This is a genomic window from Streptomyces sp. NPDC087906 (assembly GCF_055584925.1).
The window spans coordinates 72,411-93,817 of record NZ_JBVJLC010000006.1; the positions used below are offsets into that span (position 1 = coordinate 72,411).

The following is a 21,407-nucleotide window of genomic DNA, read 5'->3' on the forward strand; positions in this document are numbered from 1 at the left end:
GGTCCCGGCCCTCATGATGATCCGTTCCATTGCCCGGCGTCGCGCGGTTGTCACCGCTGCCACCGCCTGCGCCCTCGCCGTATCCCTGACCGCGTGCGGGGGAACCACCAAGGACAGCGCGGACAAGGACACGTCGAGCGCAGGCACCGGTGCGGGCGCCGCCAAGGCAGACCCCAAGGCCCCGCTCAAGAAGGGGCTGAAGCTGGCGTTCCTGCCCAAGCAGATCAACAACCCGTACGAGAAGATCGTCGACGACGCGGGCATCGCCGCCACCAAGGAGTACGGCGCCACCGGCAAGGAGGTCGGCCCCTCCGACGCCAGCGCCTCCTCCCAGGTCTCCTACATCAACACCCTGATCCAGCAGCGGCAGGACGCCATCCTGATCGCCGCCAACGACCCCAACGCGGTCTGCGGGCCGCTCAAGCAGGCCATGGCGAAGAAGATCAGCGTCGTCTCCTACGACTCCGACACCGCCAAGGACTGCCGCCAGCTCTTCATCAACCAGGCCAGCTCGGAGGAGATCGGCCGCAGCCTCGTCCAGCACCTCGGTGAACAGCTCGGCTACAAGGGCAAGTTCGCGATCCTCTCGGCCACGCAGAACGCGACGAACCAGAACACCTGGATCGAGTTCATGAAGGACGAACTCAAACTGCCCAAGTACAAGGACATGAAGCTCGTCAAGGTCGCCTATGGTGACGACGCCGACCAGAAGTCCTTCCAGCAGACCCAGGGGCTGCTCCAGGCGTACCCCGACCTCAAGGGCATCATCTCGCCCACCACCGTCGGCATCGCAGCCGCCGCGCGCTACCTCGACGACTCGTCGTACAAGGGCAAGGTCGTCCTCAACGGCCTCGGCACACCGAACCAGATGCGCAAGTACGTCAAGGACGGCACCGTCGAGCAGTTCTCGCTGTGGAACCCCGAGGAGCTGGGCTACCTCGGCTCGTACGCGGCGGCAGCGCTCGCGTCCGGGCAGGTCACCGGCGCCGAGGGCGAGAAGTTCAAGGCCGGCAAGCTCGGCGAGTACACCATCGGGAAGGACGGCGAAGTCATCCTCGGCAAGCCGACGGTGTTCGACAAGAACAACATCGACAAGTTCAATTTCTGAGATGACCACGCACACGCGCACCCCGGCCGTCGCCCGCCGGCCAAGGATCGGTCTGGTCGCGGGCGGCCTCGGCGCCTACTGGCCGCAGTTCCCCGATCTGCTGCCGCAGTTGCGGCGCTCGGCGGCCCGGGTGACCGAGCGGATGGGGGAGTTCGACGCCGAGGTCGTGGACGTCGGCTTCATCTCCGACGCCCAGGAGGGTGCGGCGGCGGCCGAGAAGCTGCGGGCGGCGGGCTGCGACCTGATCGTCGGGTTCCTGACGACGTACATGACGGCGAGCATGCTCGTGCCGATCGCGCAGCGCAGCGGTGCGCCGGTGCTGCTGATCAACCTCCAGCCCACCGAGTCGATGGACCACGCCACGTTCGACACCGGGCAGTGGCTGGCGTACTGCGGCGCCTGCCCGCTGCCGGAGATGGCCAACGCCTTCGAGCGCGTCGGCGTGCCCTTCCGCTCCGTGTCCGGCTATCTGGAGGACGAGCGGGCCTGGCAGCGGATCGGACGCTGGATCCGCGCCGCCTCGGTACGCTCCGTGCTCCGCCACGGCCGGCACGGGCTGATGGGGCACCTCTACCCCGGGATGTACGACGTCTCCACCGACCCGACGATGGTCACCGCACACCTCGGCGGCCATATGGAGGTCCTGGAATTCGACGACCTGCGGGTCCGGGTCGAGCAGGTCTCCGACAGCGAGCTGACGGCGAAGCTGGACGAGACACGCGAGCTGTTCACCCTCGCCGACACGGTGGTCGAGGACGACCTGCGCTGGGCGGCGAAGGTCGCCGCCGGCCTGGACAAGCTGGTCGCCGACTTCGATCTGGACTCCTTCGCCTACTACCACCGGGGCCTGGACGGCGAGATCCACGAACGGCTCGGCGCCGGGATGATCCTCGGCTCGTCCCTGCTCACCGCCCGGGGCGTCCCGGCCTGCGGCGAATACGAACTGCGCACCTCGCTCGCCATGCTGATCGTCGACCGCCTCGGCGCAGGCGGCTCCTTCACCGAACTGCAAGCGCTGGACTTCACCGCCGGAGTGGTCGAGATGGGCCACGACGGCCCGGGGCACCTGGCGATCAGCGCCCGCAAACCGCTGCTGCGGGGGCTCGGCGTCTACCACGGCAAACGCGGCTGGGGCGTGTCCGTCGAGTTCGACGTACGCCACGGCCCGGTCACCCTGGTCGGCCTCGGGCAGAGCCGCGACGGCAGATTCCGGCTCGTCGCCGCCGAGGGCGAGGTCGTGGACGGGCCGCTGCTGGAGATCGGCAACACCACCTCGCGCGTCGACTTCGGCTGCGACCCGGGGGAGTGGACCGACGCCTGGAGCGCGAGCGGGGTCGGCCACCACTGGGCCCTGGCGACGGGCCGGCTACTGCCCGAGCTGCGCGCCCTGGCCGGTCTGACGGACCTTGAGCTCGTGGAGGTCAGCGTCTGACGGGCCGGTCTCCGCCTCGGCCGCCGACGACTGGGCCGGCGCAGGCACGGGGGTGCCGGCGCCGGCACCCGACGCCGCCGCTGGCTTCCTGGACCTGGCCAGCTCCGCGTTGAACTGCGCGCCGAACAGCAGCGACAGATTGCTCAGCCACAGCCACACGAGAAAGACGATGGTGCCGGCGAGCGAGCCGTACAGCCGGTTGTACTGCGCCGCGTGGGCCGTGTAGAGCGCGAACCCCGCCGAGACCAGCAGCCAGAACACCACGGCGACCACCCCGCCCGGCAGGGCGCGGCGCAGCCCGCGCGTGCCCGGCGGCCCCGTACGGAACACGATCAGCACGAGCACGGCGGCCAGCGCCAGCATGAGCGGCCACTTCAGCCCGCTCCACGCCACACTCACCGCACTGCCCACCCCCAGGATCCCGCCGAGCCCGTCCGCCGCGTCGTCGGTCAGGACCAGCGTGAAGGCGCTCGTCACCAGCAGGGCGAGCAGCGCGCAGGCCGCCACCACGATGCGCGGGGCGGTACGCCACGGCGGCCGGTGGTCCACCGCGCCGTGCATCGCGTGCAGCGCGCGCCGGAAGACCCCCAGATAGCTGGAGGCCGACCACAGGGCGCCCACCGCGCCGGCCGACGCCAGCACCCAGGCCGCCGACCGCTGCTGCGCCATCCCGTCCAGGATGCCGCGCACCAGCGCCTGCGACTGCGCGGGCACGACGGAGGTCACCTGCGCGGTGAGCTGACCGTTGGCGCCCGGCCCCGCCAGGCCGATGGAGCAGACGGTCACGAGCAGCGCGGGGAAGATCGCCAGCACCGAGTAGTACGTGAGGGCCGCCGCCCGGTCCGTCGCGTCGTCGTTCCACATGGCGACGGGCGTACGGCGCAGCGCACCGGCGAGCCTGGCCCGGCGCGTACCACCGCCCGGCCCGCCGCGCCCCGCGGTCTCTTCGGCGGACACGCTGCCTCCTGCGTCCTCAAGGTGCCGTTTCATCAGTACAACCCGTCTACCCCGTTCAGGACCGCACACGGCAGACGGTACGCGTCGGTACGGCACATGCCGCAAGCCCCGCGCCCGGCGGATAACTGTTTCGCCGCCGCCTCGTTGTCCGTTTCGGGGCCGCGGCCCTTGTCCCGTACACCGATGAGCGGAGCCATGATGGCAGTCGGAATCGAGCTGGAGCCGAGAACCGTACCCGCGGCACCGCCCGAACCCCCCGCGGACGCACCGCCGCCGACCGGGGTCCGCACCACCGGGGGCCGCACCCGGCGCGCCCTGCTGCGTTCGGTCTTCACCCTCGGTGTCGTCACCGCCACCACGGCGGCCCTGGCCCCCATCGTGAGCGCGGGCCGCCGGCTCAAAGGGGCCGCGCCGGGCCGTACGGGACCGGCGGCGGGAGTTGTCGTCGAAGAGATGTACCGGGGCCGGCACATCCTCGTCGCGGACGCGACGCAGGAGGTACGGATCGACGGCCGGCCCCTGGGCGTGATGCGCCGCGCCGACGGCAGCTATCTGAGTGTGGTCAACCACTACGAGTCGTTCCCGACCCTGCTCGACACGGCCCGCGCCGCCGTCGACGACCTGCACGGAGCCCAGTTGTCGCTCTCGGGACCGATGACGCACCACACCTGACAGCCCGAGCCCCGAACATCTGACAGCGCGAGAGCGGGAAAGGCACCCACCGGATGTACACCAGAAAGAACCAGCGGAACCTCACCGGCGCCGAGCGCAGGAGCTTCGTCAGCGCGGTCCTGGAGCTCAAACGGCGCGGCCGGTACGAGGACTTCGTCGAGACGCACACCGAGTTCTACGTCCCCGACGCGGACAGCGGCATGCGCGCCGCGCACATGGCGCCGTCGTTCTTCCCGTGGCACCGGCGCTTCCTGCTGGAGTTCGAGGGGGCGCTGCGCGAGATCGACCCGAAGGTGACCGTCCCGTACTGGGACTGGACGGTCGACCGGACGCCCGCTGCCGCGCTCTGGAGCGAGGACTTCCTCGGCGGTACGGGCCGCTCGTCCGACCAGCAGGTCATGACCGGGCCCTTCGCCTACTCGGCGGGGAACTGGACCATCAGCGGCAATGTCACGGACGACAGGTTCCTCACCCGCAACCTCGGCCGCCCGGCCGACCCGATCGCGCTGCCCACCAAGGCCGAGCTGGCAAGCGCGCTGAACGAGTCCGTGTACGACGTGGCGCCCTGGGACTCCACACCGGCCAAGGGCTTCCGCAACCGGCTCGAAGGGTGGACGACCGGCGGCGGCAGGCAGCCCTGGCTCAACCACAACCGGGTCCACCGCTGGGTCGGCGGGGAGATGCTGGGCGCCGCTTCGCCCAACGATCCGGTCTTCTGGCTCCACCACGCCTTCGTCGACCTGCTCTGGGACCGCTGGCAGCAGAAGCATCCGAAGGCGACCTACCTGCCGAAGCGCAGACTCCCCGCGAGCGATCCGCAGAGCGGCCGGGCCATCAGCCTGGAGGAGCCCATGCCCCCCTGGGACGTACGGCCCTCCACGCTCCTCGACCACAAGAAGCTCTACCGCTACGAGGTCTGACCCCGACCGTCCGTGGACAGTGAGACGGCGGCCCCCCGCGCAGGACGCGGGAGGCCGCCGGCCGGGTGGGGCTCAGCCGCCGTAGCCGCCCTCGTCACCGTTGTCGTGACCGCCCGAGAGGTTGGCGCACTGGTTGCCGAAGGCCGGGTTCAGCAGACCGACGACGTCGACGGTGTTGCCGCACACGTTGACCGGCACGTGCACCGGCACCTGGAGCAGGTTGCCGGACAGCACACCGGGGGAACCGACGGCGGCGGCGCCCGCACCGGCGTCAGCGGCGGCCATTCCGGCGCCGCCGGCCAGCACGGCACCGGTGCCGACCAGGACGGCGGTTGCCTTCGCGATACGCGACATAAAGAACTCCTTGAACGTTTCGAACACGGCCGCTGTTGTGCGGCCTTCACGCACGTTCAACGCCGCGACTCACGCTCGGTAACGGATCAATGCCGAACCGATCGCGCCAAAGCCGAAACTTCCCCGGATCAGCGCAGCAGGGCGAGCCTGCCGACGAGCCGGTCGACCGTGTTGCGCGGGCCGACCAGGCTGACCGCCAGATAGTCGAGGGTGTCGCTCTCGGCCTCGGCGATCAGACCGAGGTACTCGTCGTAGACGCGCGACGTCTGCGCCTGTTCGGGCATGTCCACGATCAGCATCTGGTCCTTGGCCGCGGCCTTGGCGCGGATCTGGCGCAGCGTCGCCGCGTCGGCGGCCAGGACCGTGCAGCCGGCCCACGGCAGTCCCGGGTGCGCGACGCCCGACGCGTCCTCGCCGTCCCTGCCGAGCAGGTCCGGCAGCGCCTTGCCGACGGCCGCCGCCATACAGGCGGCCGCGTTCGTCACCCGTCCCGCGGGCAGGCTCTCGTCGACGACGATCACCCACTTCAGCCGGGCCTTGCGGGTGGACTCATGGGTGGTGACGTCTTCGCTGGTCAATTGGGGAAGAGACATGCGGATACGCTAGGCAGACATGCTGGATCTGTCGTCAGGATCCGCATGTTGTACGCCGAAAGGGTCCCAGTGTGAAATTTGATGCGATTGATCAAGCGATTCTGCGGGAGCTGCAGAACGACGCACGGCAGACCAACCGCGACCTCGCGGCGAAGACCGGTGTCTCGCCCTCCACGTCCCTGGAGCGGGTGAAGCTGCTGCGCGAGCGCGGTGTGATCACCGGCTACCACGCGACCGTCGACCTCGACGCGATGGGACGGCCCGTACAGGCGCTCATCTCCGTCCGGATCCGGCCGCCCGCCCGGCCCGTCATCGAAGGCTTCCGCGAGTGGGCGGCGCGGCTGCCCGAGGTGATCGGGCTCTTCGTCACCTCGGGCGCCCATGACTTCCTGCTGCATGTCGCGGTGCCGGACGTGAACGGTGTCTACGCGTTCGTGATCGACCGGCTCACCGAGCGGCGCGAGGTCGCCGACGTGCAGACGACGCTGGCCTACGAGCACGTCAGGGCCCCGCGTATCGACCCGGCGGGGGAGACGCGCGGGCGCCGGTGACGCGCGTGGATCAGCCCCGGGAGGCCGTCCTCGCCAGGAACGCGCGGGTCTCCGCGACCACGCGCCCGGCGAACGCCGGGTCGCTGACCTGCTGGGAGGCCCGCATCGGCCGTCCCTTCTCGTCGTAGTAGACGCCCGTGGCGTCGGACTCGTCGGTCAGCACCTTGGTGATGACCGAAGCCGCGGCCTTCGGTGTGCTCCAGTAGGGGATGAGCGGAGCCAGCGGCGCCGCGAGGTACTTCGCCAGGAACTGGACGGCGGGGCTCGCGTCCCGCCCGAGGCCGGTGCCCGGGTTCAGCCCCGGCTCGATCACGTTGAAGCGCAGCCGCGGCACCTCGCGCGCGAGCGCGAACACGGTCGCCAGATTGGCCTGCTTGGACGTCGCGTAGGCGTCGTAGCCCGGCTTCGCCGAACCGCCCGGCTCCCACTCGCCGCGTGCGCTCGCTTCGACGGACACGAACCGTCCGCCCCGGAAACCGGCCGTCACCGCGGGCTTGCGCGCGGGATCCTCGACGGCCGAGCCGATGAACACGACGTTCGCGCCGTCGGGCAGATGCGGCAGCAGGGCGTCGGTGAACGCGAAGGGGCCCAGATGGTTGGTCGCGTACGCGAGGTCCCAGCCGCGCGCGGTGCTGCCCGCCGCGAGGGGAAAGACTCCGGCGTTGTTCAGCACACCGGCGACGGGCAGCCCGAGGGTGGTGATCTCGTCGGCGGCGCGCCGCGCGCTCTCGGGGTCCGACAGGTCGGCGGCGACCGGGACGGCGTGTCCGCCGGGCCGCGCGTCGATCTCGGCAGCGACGGCGCGCAGCTTCGCCGGGTCGCGGCCGACGAGCACGACGGTGCCGTGCTCGGCGAGCTTGAGCGCGGTGCGGTGGCCGATCCCGGACGTCGGACCGGTGATCACCCATGCCTTCCGTGTGCTGTTGGCGCTGTTGGCGCTGTTGGTGGCGTTGGTGGCGTTGGTGGCGTTGGTGTGCGGGTGGGTGTGCGGGGTCTCGCTCATAGCTGTTCTTCCTCAGGTTCGGGTCGGCTCCCGGCCGGGACCTCGGTCCCGGCCAGTACGCGCCAGACGGCGTCGAACGCGTGCCGGCTGTGCGACTCCGCCTCGGCCGGTTCGCGGATGACGGCGTCGATGGTCGCCTCGGCTATCGCGTTGGCCAGGGTCAGCACGAAAGCGAGCGGTACGTCCGCCATCGGCCCGCTCGCACGCGTGCGCTCCAGGACCTCCGCCATCCCGCGCATCGCTTCGTGCCCCGCCCGATGGCCGGCGTCGGTGATCTCCTCCGCGACCGTGAGCCGCGCCAGCGCGCGTCGCTTGTCGGGATGGGTGGTGGCCCAGCGGAGCCATCGCGTCCACATGTGGTGCAGTTGATCGTGGGGCTCGGCCTCGGCGGGTAGGCCGGCGAGCGCCGTGGCGCCCATCTCGGTCTTCAGCTCGGTGTACAGCTCGTTGAGGAGCGTCACCTTGGTGTCGAAGTACAGGAACAGCGACCCGTTGGAGACGCCCGCCTCCTTCGCGATCGCGGCCGTGGCCGCACCGAGACCCTGTGCCGCGATGACACGGGTGGCTGCGGAAAGGATGGCGTCGCGCCGTTCGGGGCTTCGTGGTCGGGCCATGACCCCACCATAATAAAAGAGTGACCAGTCAGGCAAGCGAAGGTCGAGGATCGCGCGCCTCTGGTGTTAGCGTTAAGTGAGAGGGAAACTATCGCTTAATCGAAGGCGTGGCAGACATGACTCAGACCTGGCTGATCACTGGTAGCTCACGCGGTCTCGGCCGCGCCCTGACCGAAGCGGTCCTGGAGGACGGCGACAACGTGCTCGCGACGGCCCGCCGGCCCGAGCAGCTCGACGATCTCGTGCGGAAGTACGGCGACCGGATCAAAGCCACCGCGCTCGACGTCACCGACGCCGAGGCGGCGCGCGCCGCCGTCCGGCTCGCCGTCGACACCTTCGGCCGGCTCGACGTCGTCGCCAACAACGCCGGGTACGCGAACTCCGCCCCCATCGAGGAGATGGCGGAGGACGACTACCGCGCCCAGATCGAGACGAATCTCTTCGGCGTCGTCAATGTCACCAGGGCGGCGCTGCCGGTGCTGCGCGAGCAGCGCTCGGGACGCTTCATCCAGTACTCGTCCGTGGGCGGACGGGTCGGCGGCACGCCCGGCATGGGCGCCTACCAGACCGCCAAGTACGCGGTCGAGGGCTTCTCCGAGGTCCTCAGCAACGAGGTCGCCCCCTTCGGGATCAAGGTCGTCATCGTGGAGCCCGGCGCCTTCCGCACGGACTGGCAGGGCTCGTCCATGCGCAGGTACGAGGTCGGCGCGGACTACGACAGCACCGTCGGCGCCATGAACCGCTACCGCGAGGCCAACAGCGGCAACCAGCCCGGCGACCCGGCGCGCGCCGCGAAGGCCGTCATCGACGTGGCCCGGCTCGACGACCCGCCGCTGCGGCTGCTCCTCGGGGCCGGCGCGGTGGAGAGCGCGCGGATGTCGGCGGCGACCCGGGCGGCCGAGATCGAGGAGTGGGCCGAGGTCAGCAACTCGGCGGACTTCCCGCAGGACCCGCCGGCAGAGAGCTGACGGCGGGCGGCGTCGGGCGTCGGGCTGCGGCGGGCGGCGGGCGGCGGGCGGCGTAAGGCTGCGTCGGCGGGCTATGGGGGGCGGGGTAAGGCTGCGTCGGCGGGGTCCCGTACCGGCTCTCTCGCCCGGGTACGGGACCCCGCCCGGCGCTACCCCAGCCTGCGCGGCTGGAGCGTCGTCGCGTACGTGCCGCCGCTCGCCAGCAGCTCATGATGGCTGCCCGCCTCCACGATGCGGCCCTGGTCCATCACGACGATGCGGTCGGCGTTCTGGATCGTGGAGAGCCGGTGGGCCACCACGAACACCGTCCGGCCCTGGACCAGCCGGGTCAGCGCGTCCTGGATCAGCCCCTCCGACCGGTTGTCCAGCGCGGACGTCGCCTCGTCCAGCACCAGGATCCTGGGATCCCTGATCAGCGCCCTGGCAATGGCCAGCCGCTGCTTCTGACCGCCGGACAGCCGCGCGCCGCGCTGCCCCACCACCGTGTCCAGCCCCTCGGGCAGCCTGCGCACGAACTCCATCGCGTTGGCCGCCTCCAGGGCCTCGCGCAGGGCGGTCTCGTCGGCGCCGCCCTCCAGGCCGTACGTCACGTTCTCCCTGATCGTCCCCTCGAAGAGGATCGACTCCTGCGGCACGACGGACAGGAAGCGACGGTACGTGCGCAGATCGAGCGCCGCCATGTCCGAGCCGTCCAGCAGGATGCGGCCCTCGGTCGGCCGGATGAAGCCGATCAGCAGATTGAGGATCGTGGACTTTCCCGCACCCGACGCACCGACCAGCGCCACGGTCTCGCCCGGCCGCACGGTCAGGTCGAAGTCCCGTACGGACGGCTCGGCGGCCTCCGGGTAGCGGAAGCCCATTCCCTGGAAGTCGATACGTCCGCCGACCCCGGTGACGGCCGTCTTGCCCTCGTTGCTCTCCAGGTCGGGCGCCTGCAGCACCTCGCCGACCGAGCGCACCGACTCCAACCCCTTGGAGATGATCGGGGTCAGATTCATCAGCGTCATCAGCGAGGTCGTCAGCGCGGTGAAGAAACTGCTGATCATCACGACGTCGCCGGCCGAGATGGAGAGCCAGCCGTAGTACGCGACGAGCGCCGAGCCGGTGAGGCAGCCGACCGCCATGGTGTTGAGCAGGATCCAGGACAGCGATCCGAAGCGGCCGTTGAGCACGTCGAGCCGGAAACCGGCGGTCAGCACCCGCTCCAGCGTGTTGTCCACGCGGTGCAGGGCGGTGCGCTCAAGGCCGTGCGCGCGGGTGATCGGGATGAGCGTGGTCATCTCGCCGACCCGGGACGACAGCCGCTCGATCTCCAGCCGGAACTCCTCGTTGTTGCTGCGGATGCGCGAGCGCAGTTTGCGCACCAGCAGCGCGGCCAGCGGCACGACGACGAGGAACACCGGCAGCACGACCGGCGTACGGAAGCCGATCACGACGAGCCCGCCGAGCAGCGTCATGATGGCGCCGAGACCCAGGTCCGCGCTCTGCTGGGTCATCGTCTCCACCGCCTCGACGTCCCGTACGACCTTGGTCTGCAGGACGCCGGCGCTGACCCGGGCGTGGTAGCCGATGGACAGGTACTGCATCCGCCGGCACAGCGCCGAGCGCAGCTCCCTGCCCATCCGGCGGATGCTGGCGCTCATCAGCCGCGAGTAGAGGACGGCGAGCGGAAAGTTCAGGACGAGCACGAAGACCAGGGCCCCGGCGTTGTACCAGAGCTCGGCGACCGGCTTGTGGTCCACGACCACGTCGATGATGTTCGCCGTGATCAGCGGCAGCAGCCAGACCGGTATGTGCTTCACCGAGAAGACGGCGACGGCGAGAAGCAGCCTGCGGCGGTCGGGACGGAAGAGATAGGCGAGAGTCCGGAGCGGATGCTCCCCGGAGTAGTGGTGGTCCAGCGGGCTGGAACGCGGGGTGCAATCGGGTTGACGCATGGGGAGCGAAGTCCTCTTTCGGAAGCGATGACACGCGCTCGACGTGCAGACACGGAGTCTCCTCCGTGCGGGCCCCGGCGGAAAGCGGTTTCGGGACGTGCTCGACAGGTGACAACGGACAAACGATGAGAAGCTGGGCGCATGGCTGATGGGGGCGCAGGACCGGCTGCCGTGTCCCTGCCGGACGACTGGCCCGCCCATCCGGACTTGAGCCTCGCGCTCAACCGCATGGGCAGTTTCGACTGGGACTACGACAGCGGGATGCTGCATCTCGACCCGTCGGCGCTGGAAGTCCTGGGCCTGCCGGCCGAGAGCTACGACAGCCGCCCGCAGACCGTCACGGACCAGATCCCGCCCTACGAGGCGGCCCGGCTCGAAGCGCATGTGAACCGGTCGATCCGCGACCACGAGGACTCCTACGGCGCCTACTACCGGATCCGCGACTCCAGAGGCGCGCTGCGCTGGATCCACGCCCAGGCGCACATCAGGTACGACGGCGAGCGGCCGCTGCGGATCATCGGCATCGTGCGGGGCGCCGACGAGGAGCTGGCCGAGGCGGCGGCGAGGAACGAGCTGGACGAGGGGCGCCGCAGACTCACCGGTGTCGTGGAGGGCACGACAGCCCTGCTGGCGAGTGCCGGCACGGTCAAGGAGGTCATGGGCGTCCTCAGGAACGAGGACGCGCTCGGCCACCTCGGAGCGCTGAACGTGATCCTCGGGGTGCTGGAGGGCGGCCGGCTCATGCTCTCCTCCGAGGGGCGCGGGGACCAGTACGACCCCCAGCTCGAATCCACCAAGGTCGAGGCGCCGCTGCCGATAAGCGAGGCCGTCCGCACCGAGCGGCCGATCTTCGTCTCGTCCCGGCAGGAGTACCGCAGGCTCTACCCGGACCTGTGGCCCCTCATCGAGCCGCTGCGGGTCGCCTCCGGCGCCTATCTGCCGCTGATCGCCCAGGGCCGCACGATCGGCGCGCTGGCGCTGCTCTACCCGGAGCGCGGCGAGTTCCGCGACGAGGAGCGCAACCTGCTGGTCACCCTCGGCAGCAGCATCGCGCAGAGCCTCCAGCGGGCCATGCTCTTCGAGCAGGAGCACGACCTCGCCGAGGGGCTCCAGCAGGCGATGCTGCCCCGGTACATCCCCAACGTCCCCGGCGCCCGGGTCGCCGTCCGCTACCGCTCGGCGCGGCTCGGCAGGAGCGTCGGCGGCGACTGGTACGACGTGATCCCGCTGCCCGGCGGCCAGGTCGGCGTGACGATCGGTGACGTACAGGGCCACGACACCGACGCCTCGGTGGTCATGGGACAGCTCCGGATGGTGCTCTGGGCGTACGCGGCCGAGGGCCACCCGCCGGCCACCGCGATGGCCCGCACCTCGACGTTCCTCAACGACCTGGAGACCGACCGCTTCGCCACCTGCACCTACGTCCAGGTGGATCTGACGACGGGACAGCTCAGGATCGTACGGGCGGGACACCTCGACGCCCTGCTGCGCCGGGCCGACGGATCCAGCGAGTGGATCGCGGCGGCCGGCGGACTGCCGCTCGGCCTCTCGGCGGACTTCGCAGGGCCCGGCGGCATCAACTACCCGGTGACCAGCGGGATGCTGGGCCCCGGCGAGACACTGCTGCTGTGCACCGACGGGCTGGTGGAGCTGCCGGGCATCGACCTGGGCAACCGGCTCGAAGTGCTCCGGCAGACGGTCAGCTCGGGGCCGTCCGACATCGAGGAACTCGCCGACCTGCTCGGGCATGTGGTGGGGGACCAGGGCGGCAGCGACGACGTGGCGATGGTGCTGCTGCACCGCGACGGCGCGGGCGCGCCGGAGCGGATCAGGACCTGGTAAGGCGCTATTTTTAGAGGCTCGGTTCGCCTCCGGGGCGCTTTAAGCCACTGTCGACGGTCGACCGTGCTCGGTTTGCTCGTGCCTCGCAAACCTCCGCGCGCTCTCCCTTTCGACAGCGGCGCGCCCCTTTGGCTCACTCGCCGACACGTGGGCCGGGGCGTTCAGTGGGCCTGTTGTGGGCCCCAGCGGACGGTCGACCGTGCTCGACCCGCTCGTTCCTCACGGGCCTGCGCGCGCTCTCCCTTTCGGCAGCGGCGCGCGCACCCCTTTTTTTGGGGCTCGGTTCGCCTCCGGGGCGCTGCAAGCCACTGTCGACGGTCGACCGTGCTCGGTTCGCTCGTACCTCGCAAACCTCCGCGCGCTCTCCCTTTCGACAGCGGCGCGCCCCTTCGGCTCACTCGCCGGGGCGACCGGGAGGGGGCTGGCCCGGAGGGCCAGGTGAACCACGGGGCGGCCGGGGCGGCCGGGGGTGACCGGCGGGACCGGGGCGTTCAGTGGCTTACTTGCCGGCGAATCGCAGGTGTGACGACCGCTCAGTCCCGCTTCGGGGCGATACGGTCGAGCCGTGTCACGGCCTGTTCGCCCCGACTTTCCCCCGGCCCCCTGGCCCATCGGTGTGCGCACCGCGATGCTTGCCGCCGACAGCGCTTACTAGGCGATCCGGACCTGACCTAGGGGCGTAACCCAGCTCATTCCAGGAGAACTTGTGGGCCCAGGCATTGCCGGCAGGTCCGCCGTGCTGTTCGCGGCGGTGACCGCCCTGACGGCGGGGGCCGTTTCCCCGTCCTTTGCTGATTCCGATCCGAATCCCCGTCCCTACTCGTCCGCCGAGGTCCTGCGCCCGGTGGCGCCGCCGCCCGCGAGGGCCGCCGGCGGAGCGCCGAGAGCGGTCGCCGACGGCGACGGCATCGAAACGGCGCGCAGCTCGCGGCCGGTTGCCCCCGGTATCCGGCTCAGCTCGTACGACCGGCTCGAATCCGACAAGTGGCTGCGGGTCGACACGCTCGACGTCAGCCTCGAAGGCTCGGGCGCGCGGGCCGACTACCTTTCGTCGGGCGCGGTCTCGGATCGCCGTACGGTCTCCGAACTCGCCGCGCGGCACAACGCGGGCCGGGGCCGCCGGACGGTCGCCGCGATCAACGCGGACTTCTTCGACATCAACCAGACGGGCGCGCCCGAGGGCCCCGGTGTCCAGGACGGCGAACTCGTCCAGTCACCGGCGCCCGGTGCGAACCAGGCCGTCGGGCTCGGCCCTGGTGCTGCGGGGCGAATTCTGCGGCTCTACTTCGACGGCACCCTGACCCTGCCGGCGGGACAGCTCCCGCTGGCCGGCTACAACGCGGCCAATGTGCCCGCCGGTGGCGTCGGCGCGTACACGCAAGGGTGGGGGCAGGCCGACCGGGCGCTGACCGTGGACACCGCGACGCCTGTGGCCGAGGCGGTCGTACGGGACGGCGCGGTCGTGTCCGTGACCGGGAAGCCGGGATCGGGGCCGATCGCGGCCGGTACCACCGTCCTCGTCGGCCGCGAGGCGGGCGCCCAGGCGCTCGCCGCCCTGCGGCCCGGCGATCCTGTCTCGCTCACCTACCGGCCGCGCACCGACAGCGGACCCGTACCGCGCACCGCGGTCGGCGGCCGTGAACTGCTCGTCGTGGACGGGGCGGCGCAGAGCCACGAGGGCGAGGGCAACAACACGGCGGCGCCCCGCACCGCCGTCGGCTTCTCCCGCGACGGCAGCACGATGCAGGTGCTCACCGTGGACGGGCGGCAGGCCGACAGTGCGGGGGTCACCCTCACCGAACTCGGCCTGATGATGAAGAAGGCCGGTTCGTACAGCGCGATCAACCTCGACGGCGGCGGCTCGTCCACCCTCGTCGCCCGCGAACCGGGCAGCGACGCCTTGCGGTTGGAGAACAGCCCGTCGGACGGCAGCGAGCGCACCGTGCCCAACGGACTCGCCCTCACCGCCCCGGACGGCAGCGGCCGGCTGAAGGGCTTCTGGGTCGAGACCGCCACCCCGGCCGGGCAAGCGCCCACCGTCGACCCGGTCGCCGGGGGGCACCCCGAGCGGGTCTTCCCCGGGCTCTCCCGGCAGCTCACGGCTGCCGGGTACGACGAGACGTACGGCCCGGCGGCCGGCGCGCCGCGCTGGGACACCAGCAGCTCCTCGGTGGGCCGGGTCGACGGCCACGGTGTGTTCACCGCGCGCTCGGGCGGTACGACCGAGGTGCGTGCCGAGCGCGGACAGGCGCACGGCAGCACGGAGTTGACGGTGCTGGACAAGCTCGCCCGGATCCGGCCGACCACCCAGCGGGTCGGACTCGCCGACGCCTCGGCGACCGGCACCTTCGGCATCGTCGGGCTCGACGCGCACGGCACCAGCGCGCCGGTCGAACCCCGTGACGTACGCCTGGACTACGACCACGCCCTGTTCACCGTGAGCGACGACGGCGCGGGCTCGTTCACCGTGCAGTCCGTGACGGGCAGCGGCGCCGGGCGGATCACCGCGACGGTCGGCGGTGTGACGACCGTACTCGCCGTCAGTGTCGGCCTCGACGAGCAGCCGGTCTCCGGCTTCGACGACGCGGCGGCCTGGACGTTCAGCCAGGCCAGGGCGAGCGGTTCGGTGGCGGCGGCTCCGGACAGCCACACCGGCACCGGTCTCGCGCTCACCTACGACTTCACCGGGTCGACCGCCACCCGGGCCGCCTACGCGAGCCCGCCGCGGCAGATCCCCGTACCCGGCCAGCCGCAGTCCTTCAAGCTCTGGATCAAGGGCGACGGCCATGGCGCCTGGCCCACCCTGCATCTGAAGGACGCGGCAGGCACTGACCAGTTGCTGCGCGGCCCCTACATCACCTGGACCGGCTGGCAGCAGGTGACGTTCGCCGTGCCGCCGGGCGCGGCGATGCCGCTGAGTGTGTACCGCTTCTATCTCGCCGAGACCGCGGCAACCGCCCAGTACACGGGGGAGATTCAGATCGACGATCTGACGGCGCAGGTGCCGCCGACCGTCGACCTGCCCGAACAGCCGCGGGAGCCTGACCCGTTGATCGACTCGGCGGCGCGCACCGAGGCCAGGGACTGGCAGTTCGCCGTGATGTCCGACGCGCAGTTCGTCGCCCGCGACCCGGACAGCGCCATCGTGGCGCAGGCCCGGCGCACCCTGCGCGAGATCAAGGCCGCCCGGCCGGACTTCCTCGTCATCGACGGGGACCTGGTGGACGAGGGCTCACCGGCGGATCTGGCCTTCGCGAAGAAGGTGCTGACCGAGGAGCTGGGCGACTCGCTGCCCTGGTACTACGTGCCGGGCAACCATGAGGTGATGGGCGGCTCCATCGCGGACTTCACGGCCGAATTCGGCCCGGCCCACCGGGTGTTCGACCATGCCGGGACCCGGTTCATCACTCTCGACACGTCCAGTCTGACCCTGCGCGGCGGCGGCTTCGACCAGATCGCGGGCCTGCGGGCCCAACTGGACGCGGCGGCCCGGGACAGCGGCGTCGGCTCGGTGATGCTGATCGAGCACGTACCGCCGCGTGATCCCACCGTGCAGAAGGCCAGCGAGCTGGGCGACCGGAAGGAGGCGGCCCTGGTCGAGCAGTGGCTGGCCGACTTCCGCAGGACCACGGGCAAGGGCGCGGGTCTCATCGGCGGCCATGTCGGTGTGTTCGACGCCTCGCACGTCGACGGGGTGCCGTATCTGATCAACGGCAACTCGGGCAAGGCGCCGTCGGCCCCGGTGGACGAGGGCGGTTTCACCGGCTGGTCCCTGGTCGGTGTCGACCACGTCTCGCGCGGCGAGCAGGCAGCGGCGCGGCTGACCCCGTGGAAGGGCGGCCCCGACTGGGTCTCGGTGCAGACCCGCGCGCACACCGACGCGCTGGCCCTTGACGCGCCGCAGAGCCTCGTACCAGGACACACGGCGCGGGTCACGGCGACGGTCACCCAGGGCGGCAGGCAGGTCCCGGTCGCCTTCCCGATGAGCGCGGACTGGACCGGATCGCCGAATCTGCTCGTCGGTGACCGGTCGGCAGCCGCCCGGCGGCACACGGCGGTCTTCGACCCGGTGAGCGGCACGCTGACCGCGCTGCGGCCGGGCACGGTCACCCTGGCCGTCACGGTCAACGGCATGACCCGGCAGGCCCGGGTCCGGATCGCCGCGTCGGCGGCGGGAGAAGTCGCGCGGAAACCGGCCGCCTGAGCCGCCGGTCACCACGGGCACCGTACGGCGCGAGCGTGTCGCGCCGTACGGTGCCGTCGCGTCCGGGCCGGTTCCGCGAGCCGCTACCTGCCGGGTGACAGCGCCACCGGGAACGCGGTCGCGGTCAGCCGCTCCGACAGCGCCCACACCTCCCGGGCCAGGGCGTGGTCCTGCGCCTCGGTGCTGCGTCCGACGAGCGTCGGCAGGCCGCGCTGCTCGCCGCGCCCGTCGGGGCCGACGTACCCCGCGCCCGGGATCTCCTCGGTCGCGGCGAACAGCGTCGGCAGGGCGCCGGCCGGTCCGCTCTGCGCCATCAGCCGCCCGAGCGTCGCGGCGACGAGCGACATGGCAGGGCCCAGATGGCGGTTGAGCCCGGTGGTCGCGGCGCCGGGGTGGGCGGCCACCGCGAGCAGCGGCGAACCGGCCTCCGTCAGCCGCCGCTGCAACTCCAGCGTGAACAGCAGATTGGCGAGCTTCGACTGCCCGTAGGCGGCCGAAGCGCGGTAGGGGCGGTGCTCCCAGTTCGGGTCGTCGAGATCGAAGGACGCGCCCTTGTGCGCGTTGGACGCGACGGTGACCACACGGTCGGTGAGGCGGGGCAGCAGCAGATTCGTCAGCGCGAAATGGCCCAGATGGTTGGTGCCGAGCTGCAGCTCGAAGCCGTCGGCGGTCCTGCGGAGCGGCACGTTGGCGACGCCCGCGTTGTTGACGAGGATGTCGACCGGGCGGTCCCACGCCGCCGCGAACCGGCGGACCGAGGCGAGATCGGCGAGATCGAGGGAGCGCACCTCGGTGCTGCCGTCGATCTCGGCGCTCGCCCGCAGGGCGGCGTCGACACCGCGCACGGCCAGGACGACATGGGCGCCCGCGCCGGCGAACGCCCGCGCGGTCTCCAGTCCGAGCCCGCCGCCGGCGCCGGTGACGATCACGGTGCGTCCGGTCTGCGGCGACAGATCGGCCAGATGCCAGGGGGTGTGTGCCGTAGTGCTCATGACTCCAATGTAGGCAATGGAAACATTGTAGTCAACGGCAACATCGCGATAGGGTTCCCGGGTGACCTCCCCTCGGCCCTACCACCACGGAGACCTGCGCACCGCTCTACTGCGCCAGGCGGAGCAGACATTGGCCGCCCACGGCGTCGAGGGCCTCTCCCTGCGCGAACTCGCCCGGGACGTCGGGGTCAGCCACGGCGCGCCGCGCCGGCACTTCGCCGACAAGCGGGCCCTGCTGGACGCGCTCGCCGAGGAGGGCTACGCGCGGCTGGGCCGCCGGCTGGACGCGGCGCTCGCCGGAGCGGAGGGCGACATCACGGCGCGGCTGGTCACGTTCGCCCAGGCGTATGTGGCCTTCGCCGTGGAGCACCGGGCGCTCATCGGGCTGATGCACACGTCCAAGGACGGCTCGGACGAGCGGCTGCGGGCCGCCAACGACCGGGCCTTCGCCGCGCCGGTCGCCCTGCTCTCCGAGGCGCGGGAGCGCGGGGACATCGACGCCGACACGACCGGCCGGGTCGACATGACGGTCCTCGCGGTCCTCCAGGGACTCGCGGTGCTCGTCGCCACCGGCATGGCGGGCGCCAGGCCGCTCGACACCCTGGTGTCCGACACGGTCCGCACGCTGGTCGAGGGCCTCCGCCCGCGCTGAACCGCCCCCGACTGTCGAACGGCCCCTAGGGCCTGTCGGTTGGATCTTGCCGGGCTCGCGTGCCCTGGTGCCGCGCCTCGCGGCGTTGTCGTCGGTCGGCGACGCTCCGCGTCGCCTCCCTCCTCCGCCTTGCGATCCACGGCACCAGGCCCCGCTCCCTGATCCGGCCTGATCCAAACGACAGACCCTAGGTCGTGTCCGCAAAGTCTCGTCTGGCGCGCGGTGGCTGGTACCCACGCTCGCGGGGTTGCCGACCTGCCCCTGCCCGAGTAGCTCCGCTACAAGGGCACATCGGCGCCTTGCGAGCGTACGCACCAGCCACCGCGGGTCCCGCCCCAAGGGCGGACGACGATACTTCGCGACACTTCCTAGCGCGGCGGCAGTCGCAGCGGGCCGCTTCCGATGTCCCGGATCACCTGGAAGTCACCGACGGGACGTCCCTCCGGGTCCGCCGTGACGGCGACCGCGTGATCGCCCAGGCAGAGCCGGCCGTCCGCCCTCGGCGCGTCGCAGAACAGCACGTACCCCCTGAGCCGGTCGACCGTGCCGGGCTCCAGCCGCCAGATGCCGAGATACGTACTGACCTCGGCGCGCGGGTCCGTACGGTGCAGCCAGTCGCCGACGGCGCTCTGGACCGTGTCACCGAACGCCTTCTCGTACGCGTACGGCCGGGTGATCACCGCCGTACCCGAGTCCGGGTCGACCTCGCCGTCCCGCACCGGATAGGTCGCCGTGTAGTACGGGCGCTTCGACAGCGCGGTGAGCAGCTTGTCGTCGGTCAGCCGCATCATCGTCGGCCAGGACGGGTGCCCCGCGGGCAGTCGCTCGGCGACGGCGGGGGAGACCAGGTGCACCGACGCCGACGTCACCGCCGTCGCGCCGCCGCTTTCATCCCGGCCGGGCGCCCAGGCCCGCACGCAGGCGCCTGCCTCCGCGAGCACCCGGCTCACGGTGCGACCGGTCGGCGCGGCGGCGACCCAGACCCGGCCGAGGCCCGGGTCCACGGCCAGCGCCGGATATCCGCAGGCGGCGAACGACGACGTGATCCGGCGCAGCGCCACCGCCTGCGCCCTGCCCTCAGCGACCGCCCGGTCCAGCGCGCCGGCGCAGTCCTTCCCCTCGCAGCTCCCGGCGTGCGCGTCGATCCGCAGCCGGACCACCGCGTCGGGGTCGTCGGCCACAGCGAAGCTCACCTCGGAACCCGCGGCCTGCGGGAACAGCGTCCGCACCGCGACCACGTCGAGTACGCCCGGATACCGCCGGTCGGCCAGTTCGGCGGCGTGCTCGCGGTCGTTCCCGGTGCCCAGCACACCGCATCCGCCGACCAGCAGGGCCAGCGTCAGCGCGCCCAGCCGCGCCCCCACCCGCCGTCCCCGGTGCGACCTCGCCCGTGCTCCCGATCCCGCCATGGCCCCCGCCCCTCCCCGCCGCGCCCGGCTCCCGTCCGTCGTGACAATAGAAGGCGGCGGGGGCGGTGCGGATGAGTACGCCTACTCAACAGCGGGCGCTGTCGAGCGCCCGAGGAAGGTGAGCGGACCTGGATCCGGCACCGGAATCACCTGGAAGCCGAGCCGGTCGTAGAAGGCGCGGGCGGCGGTGTTGGCGGTGACCATCGACAGATGCACGGCGCCGACCCCCTTGTCGTGGAGGGCGCGCAGGAACGCGCTCATCAGCGCGCGGCCGTGGCCCTTGCGCTGCCAGTCGGGCAGCAGATCGATGTGCAGGTGCGCGGGGTGGCCGGCCAGCTCGGGCAGGATCATCCGCTCGGGCGTGTGCAGCAGGACCGCCATCTCCTCGCTCGGTGTGGCGGGCACCCCGGCGGGCCGCGGGTAGCGGTCGGCCACGGTCGGCAGCCAGCGCTCCCGGAACGCGTCCACGAAGGCGGTGGTGTCCGCCGTCCCGATGACATAGCCGACGGCGCGGCCCCCGCCGTCGTCCAGGACGAAGGCCAGGTCCGGTTCGAGCACCGCGTACGGCGCGGCGAAGATGCTCGGCATCAGCTCCGGGTCCGGATAGATGTGCCGGGAGTCGCCGCCTTCGTGTGCGGTGCGTACGCAGATGTCGTGGAGCGCTGCCCGGTCCGCCGGGCGGTAGGCCCTGACCGTGGCTGAAGTGATCGGCATGCCAGGCATCGTGCCCGAACCGGGAGCGCTCCCACAACCGTCTTCCGCTCTGTGTCAGGCGCCGGCGGGCACCCGGTCGAGGAAACCGAGCACACCGAGGATCCGGCCGTCGTCGGCCAGTGTGACGACGTCGGAGCCGGCCACCGGCGCCGAGCCGTCGGCCGACGAGACCAGCTCCCAGCGGAAGCGCGCCGTGTCGTGATGGCCGTCGACCGCGCCGGTCAGCGAGAACGCGTAACCGGGGAACTGCGCCTGCGCCCCGGCGATCAGCTCGGCGATCGGGCCGTGCCCGGTGACCTCGGCGAGCGGGTCGACATAGCCGCCGTCCTCGTGCCACGCGGCGCCGACAGCCGCGGCGCGCGCCTCCTCGGAGGTCGCGTTCCAGGCTGCGAAGTAGCGGGCGACGGCGGTCTCGTAGCGGTTCTCGGACATGGGGATCAGCCTCCAGAGGCAGTGGTACGGGACGGGCGGGTCACCGGGGACCG

Annotated in this window: 19 protein-coding genes; 9 read left to right on the plus strand and 10 right to left on the minus strand. The window is 71.6% G+C overall.

Annotated elements, in window-relative coordinates:
• The first annotated feature begins 13 nt into the window (after positions 1-13).
• Together rhaS and ACZ63I_RS19190 are read left to right on the plus strand one after the other, a co-directional pair.
• Positions 14-1,108: a rhamnose ABC transporter substrate-binding protein gene (gene rhaS / locus ACZ63I_RS19185; RefSeq protein ID WP_469340062.1), complete on the plus strand. Its 1,095-nt coding sequence runs from the start codon at positions 14-16 to the stop codon at positions 1,106-1,108.
• Between the two features lies 1 nt (position 1,109).
• A complete protein-coding gene (locus ACZ63I_RS19190) occupies positions 1,110-2,540 on the plus strand; it encodes an arabinose isomerase (RefSeq protein WP_469340063.1) in 1,431 nt (476 codons plus the stop codon).
• On the opposite strand, the gene ACZ63I_RS19195 is transcribed toward ACZ63I_RS19190, so the two are convergent.
• Complete coding sequence (locus ACZ63I_RS19195; RefSeq protein WP_469340065.1) at positions 2,475-3,497, minus strand: YihY/virulence factor BrkB family protein; 1,023 nt, start codon at positions 3,495-3,497, stop codon at positions 2,475-2,477. The two genes, ACZ63I_RS19190 and ACZ63I_RS19195, sit on opposite strands and share 66 nt — an antisense overlap.
• 195 nt (positions 3,498-3,692) lie before the next feature.
• Between ACZ63I_RS19195 and ACZ63I_RS19200 the strand changes: the two genes are divergently transcribed.
• Complete coding sequence (locus ACZ63I_RS19200; protein ID WP_469340067.1) at positions 3,693-4,169, plus strand: tyrosinase family oxidase copper chaperone; 477 nt, start codon at positions 3,693-3,695, stop codon at positions 4,167-4,169.
• A 53-nt stretch (positions 4,170-4,222) separates the two neighbouring features.
• Positions 4,223-5,089 (plus strand): tyrosinase family protein, encoded by an 867-nt coding sequence (locus ACZ63I_RS19205; RefSeq protein WP_469340068.1) that lies wholly within the window; start codon positions 4,223-4,225, stop codon positions 5,087-5,089.
• A 72-nt stretch (positions 5,090-5,161) separates the two neighbouring features.
• Here the strand turns inward: ACZ63I_RS19205 and ACZ63I_RS19210 are convergent, their stop codons facing one another.
• Positions 5,162-5,443, minus strand: coding sequence for a chaplin (locus tag ACZ63I_RS19210; RefSeq protein ID WP_469340070.1), 282 nt, complete (start codon positions 5,441-5,443; stop codon positions 5,162-5,164).
• 128 nt (positions 5,444-5,571) lie between these two features.
• A complete protein-coding gene (locus ACZ63I_RS19215; RefSeq protein WP_469340072.1) occupies positions 5,572-6,036 on the minus strand; it encodes a DUF2000 domain-containing protein in 465 nt (154 codons plus the stop codon).
• Between the two features lie 71 nt (positions 6,037-6,107).
• Here ACZ63I_RS19215 and ACZ63I_RS19220 point away from each other — a divergent pair, with 71 nt between their 5' ends.
• Positions 6,108-6,587: an Lrp/AsnC family transcriptional regulator gene (locus tag ACZ63I_RS19220; RefSeq protein WP_469340074.1), complete on the plus strand. Its 480-nt coding sequence runs from the start codon at positions 6,108-6,110 to the stop codon at positions 6,585-6,587.
• 10 nt (positions 6,588-6,597) lie between these two features.
• Here ACZ63I_RS19220 and ACZ63I_RS19225 read toward each other — a convergent pair whose 3' ends face one another.
• Together ACZ63I_RS19225 and ACZ63I_RS19230 are read right to left on the minus strand one after the other, a co-directional pair.
• The gene (locus ACZ63I_RS19225) at positions 6,598-7,590 is read right to left on the minus strand and encodes an SDR family NAD(P)-dependent oxidoreductase (RefSeq protein WP_469340075.1); all 993 of its coding nucleotides are present in this window, start codon (positions 7,588-7,590) and stop codon (positions 6,598-6,600) included.
• Entirely contained in the window at positions 7,587-8,204 is a 618-nt protein-coding gene (locus ACZ63I_RS19230) for a TetR/AcrR family transcriptional regulator (protein ID WP_469340076.1), read from the minus strand. The genes ACZ63I_RS19225 and ACZ63I_RS19230 overlap by 4 nt, the downstream gene beginning before the upstream one ends.
• A 116-nt stretch (positions 8,205-8,320) precedes the next feature.
• Here ACZ63I_RS19230 and ACZ63I_RS19235 point away from each other — a divergent pair, with 116 nt between their 5' ends.
• On the plus strand, positions 8,321-9,172 hold the full coding sequence (locus ACZ63I_RS19235) for an oxidoreductase (RefSeq protein WP_469340513.1): 852 nt from the start codon (positions 8,321-8,323) through the stop codon (positions 9,170-9,172).
• 149 nt (positions 9,173-9,321) lie between these two features.
• Here ACZ63I_RS19235 and ACZ63I_RS19240 read toward each other — a convergent pair whose 3' ends face one another.
• Positions 9,322-11,109, minus strand: coding sequence for an ABC transporter ATP-binding protein (locus tag ACZ63I_RS19240; protein WP_469340078.1), 1,788 nt, complete (start codon positions 11,107-11,109; stop codon positions 9,322-9,324).
• 141 nt (positions 11,110-11,250) lie between these two features.
• Between ACZ63I_RS19240 and ACZ63I_RS19245 the strand changes: the two genes are divergently transcribed.
• Together ACZ63I_RS19245 and ACZ63I_RS19250 are read left to right on the plus strand one after the other, a co-directional pair.
• On the plus strand, positions 11,251-12,951 hold the full coding sequence (locus ACZ63I_RS19245) for a SpoIIE family protein phosphatase (protein ID WP_469340079.1): 1,701 nt from the start codon (positions 11,251-11,253) through the stop codon (positions 12,949-12,951).
• Positions 12,952-13,657: 706 nt separating this feature from the next.
• Positions 13,658-17,155 carry a phosphodiester glycosidase family protein gene (locus ACZ63I_RS19250; protein ID WP_469340080.1) on the plus strand — a complete coding sequence of 1,166 codons (3,498 nt, stop codon included), beginning with the start codon at positions 13,658-13,660 and terminating at the stop codon, positions 17,153-17,155.
• Between the two features lie 83 nt (positions 17,156-17,238).
• Here ACZ63I_RS19250 and ACZ63I_RS19255 read toward each other — a convergent pair whose 3' ends face one another.
• Complete coding sequence (locus ACZ63I_RS19255; protein ID WP_469340082.1) at positions 17,239-18,147, minus strand: oxidoreductase; 909 nt, start codon at positions 18,145-18,147, stop codon at positions 17,239-17,241.
• Positions 18,148-18,208: 61 nt separating this feature from the next.
• Between ACZ63I_RS19255 and ACZ63I_RS19260 the strand changes: the two genes are divergently transcribed.
• Positions 18,209-18,799: a TetR/AcrR family transcriptional regulator gene (locus tag ACZ63I_RS19260; RefSeq protein ID WP_469340083.1), complete on the plus strand. Its 591-nt coding sequence runs from the start codon at positions 18,209-18,211 to the stop codon at positions 18,797-18,799.
• Between the two features lie 368 nt (positions 18,800-19,167).
• Here ACZ63I_RS19260 and ACZ63I_RS19265 read toward each other — a convergent pair whose 3' ends face one another.
• The 3 genes from ACZ63I_RS19265 to ACZ63I_RS19275 form a co-directional block, all read right to left on the minus strand.
• On the minus strand, positions 19,168-20,163 hold the full coding sequence (locus ACZ63I_RS19265; protein ID WP_469340085.1) for an SCO7460 family lipoprotein: 996 nt from the start codon (positions 20,161-20,163) through the stop codon (positions 19,168-19,170).
• Between the two features lie 126 nt (positions 20,164-20,289).
• Positions 20,290-20,922 carry a GNAT family N-acetyltransferase gene (locus ACZ63I_RS19270; RefSeq protein WP_469340087.1) on the minus strand — a complete coding sequence of 211 codons (633 nt, stop codon included), beginning with the start codon at positions 20,920-20,922 and terminating at the stop codon, positions 20,290-20,292.
• A 54-nt stretch (positions 20,923-20,976) separates the two neighbouring features.
• Positions 20,977-21,354 (minus strand): nuclear transport factor 2 family protein, encoded by a 378-nt coding sequence (locus tag ACZ63I_RS19275; protein WP_469340089.1) that lies wholly within the window; start codon positions 21,352-21,354, stop codon positions 20,977-20,979.
• Between the last annotated feature and the right edge of the window lie 53 nt (positions 21,355-21,407).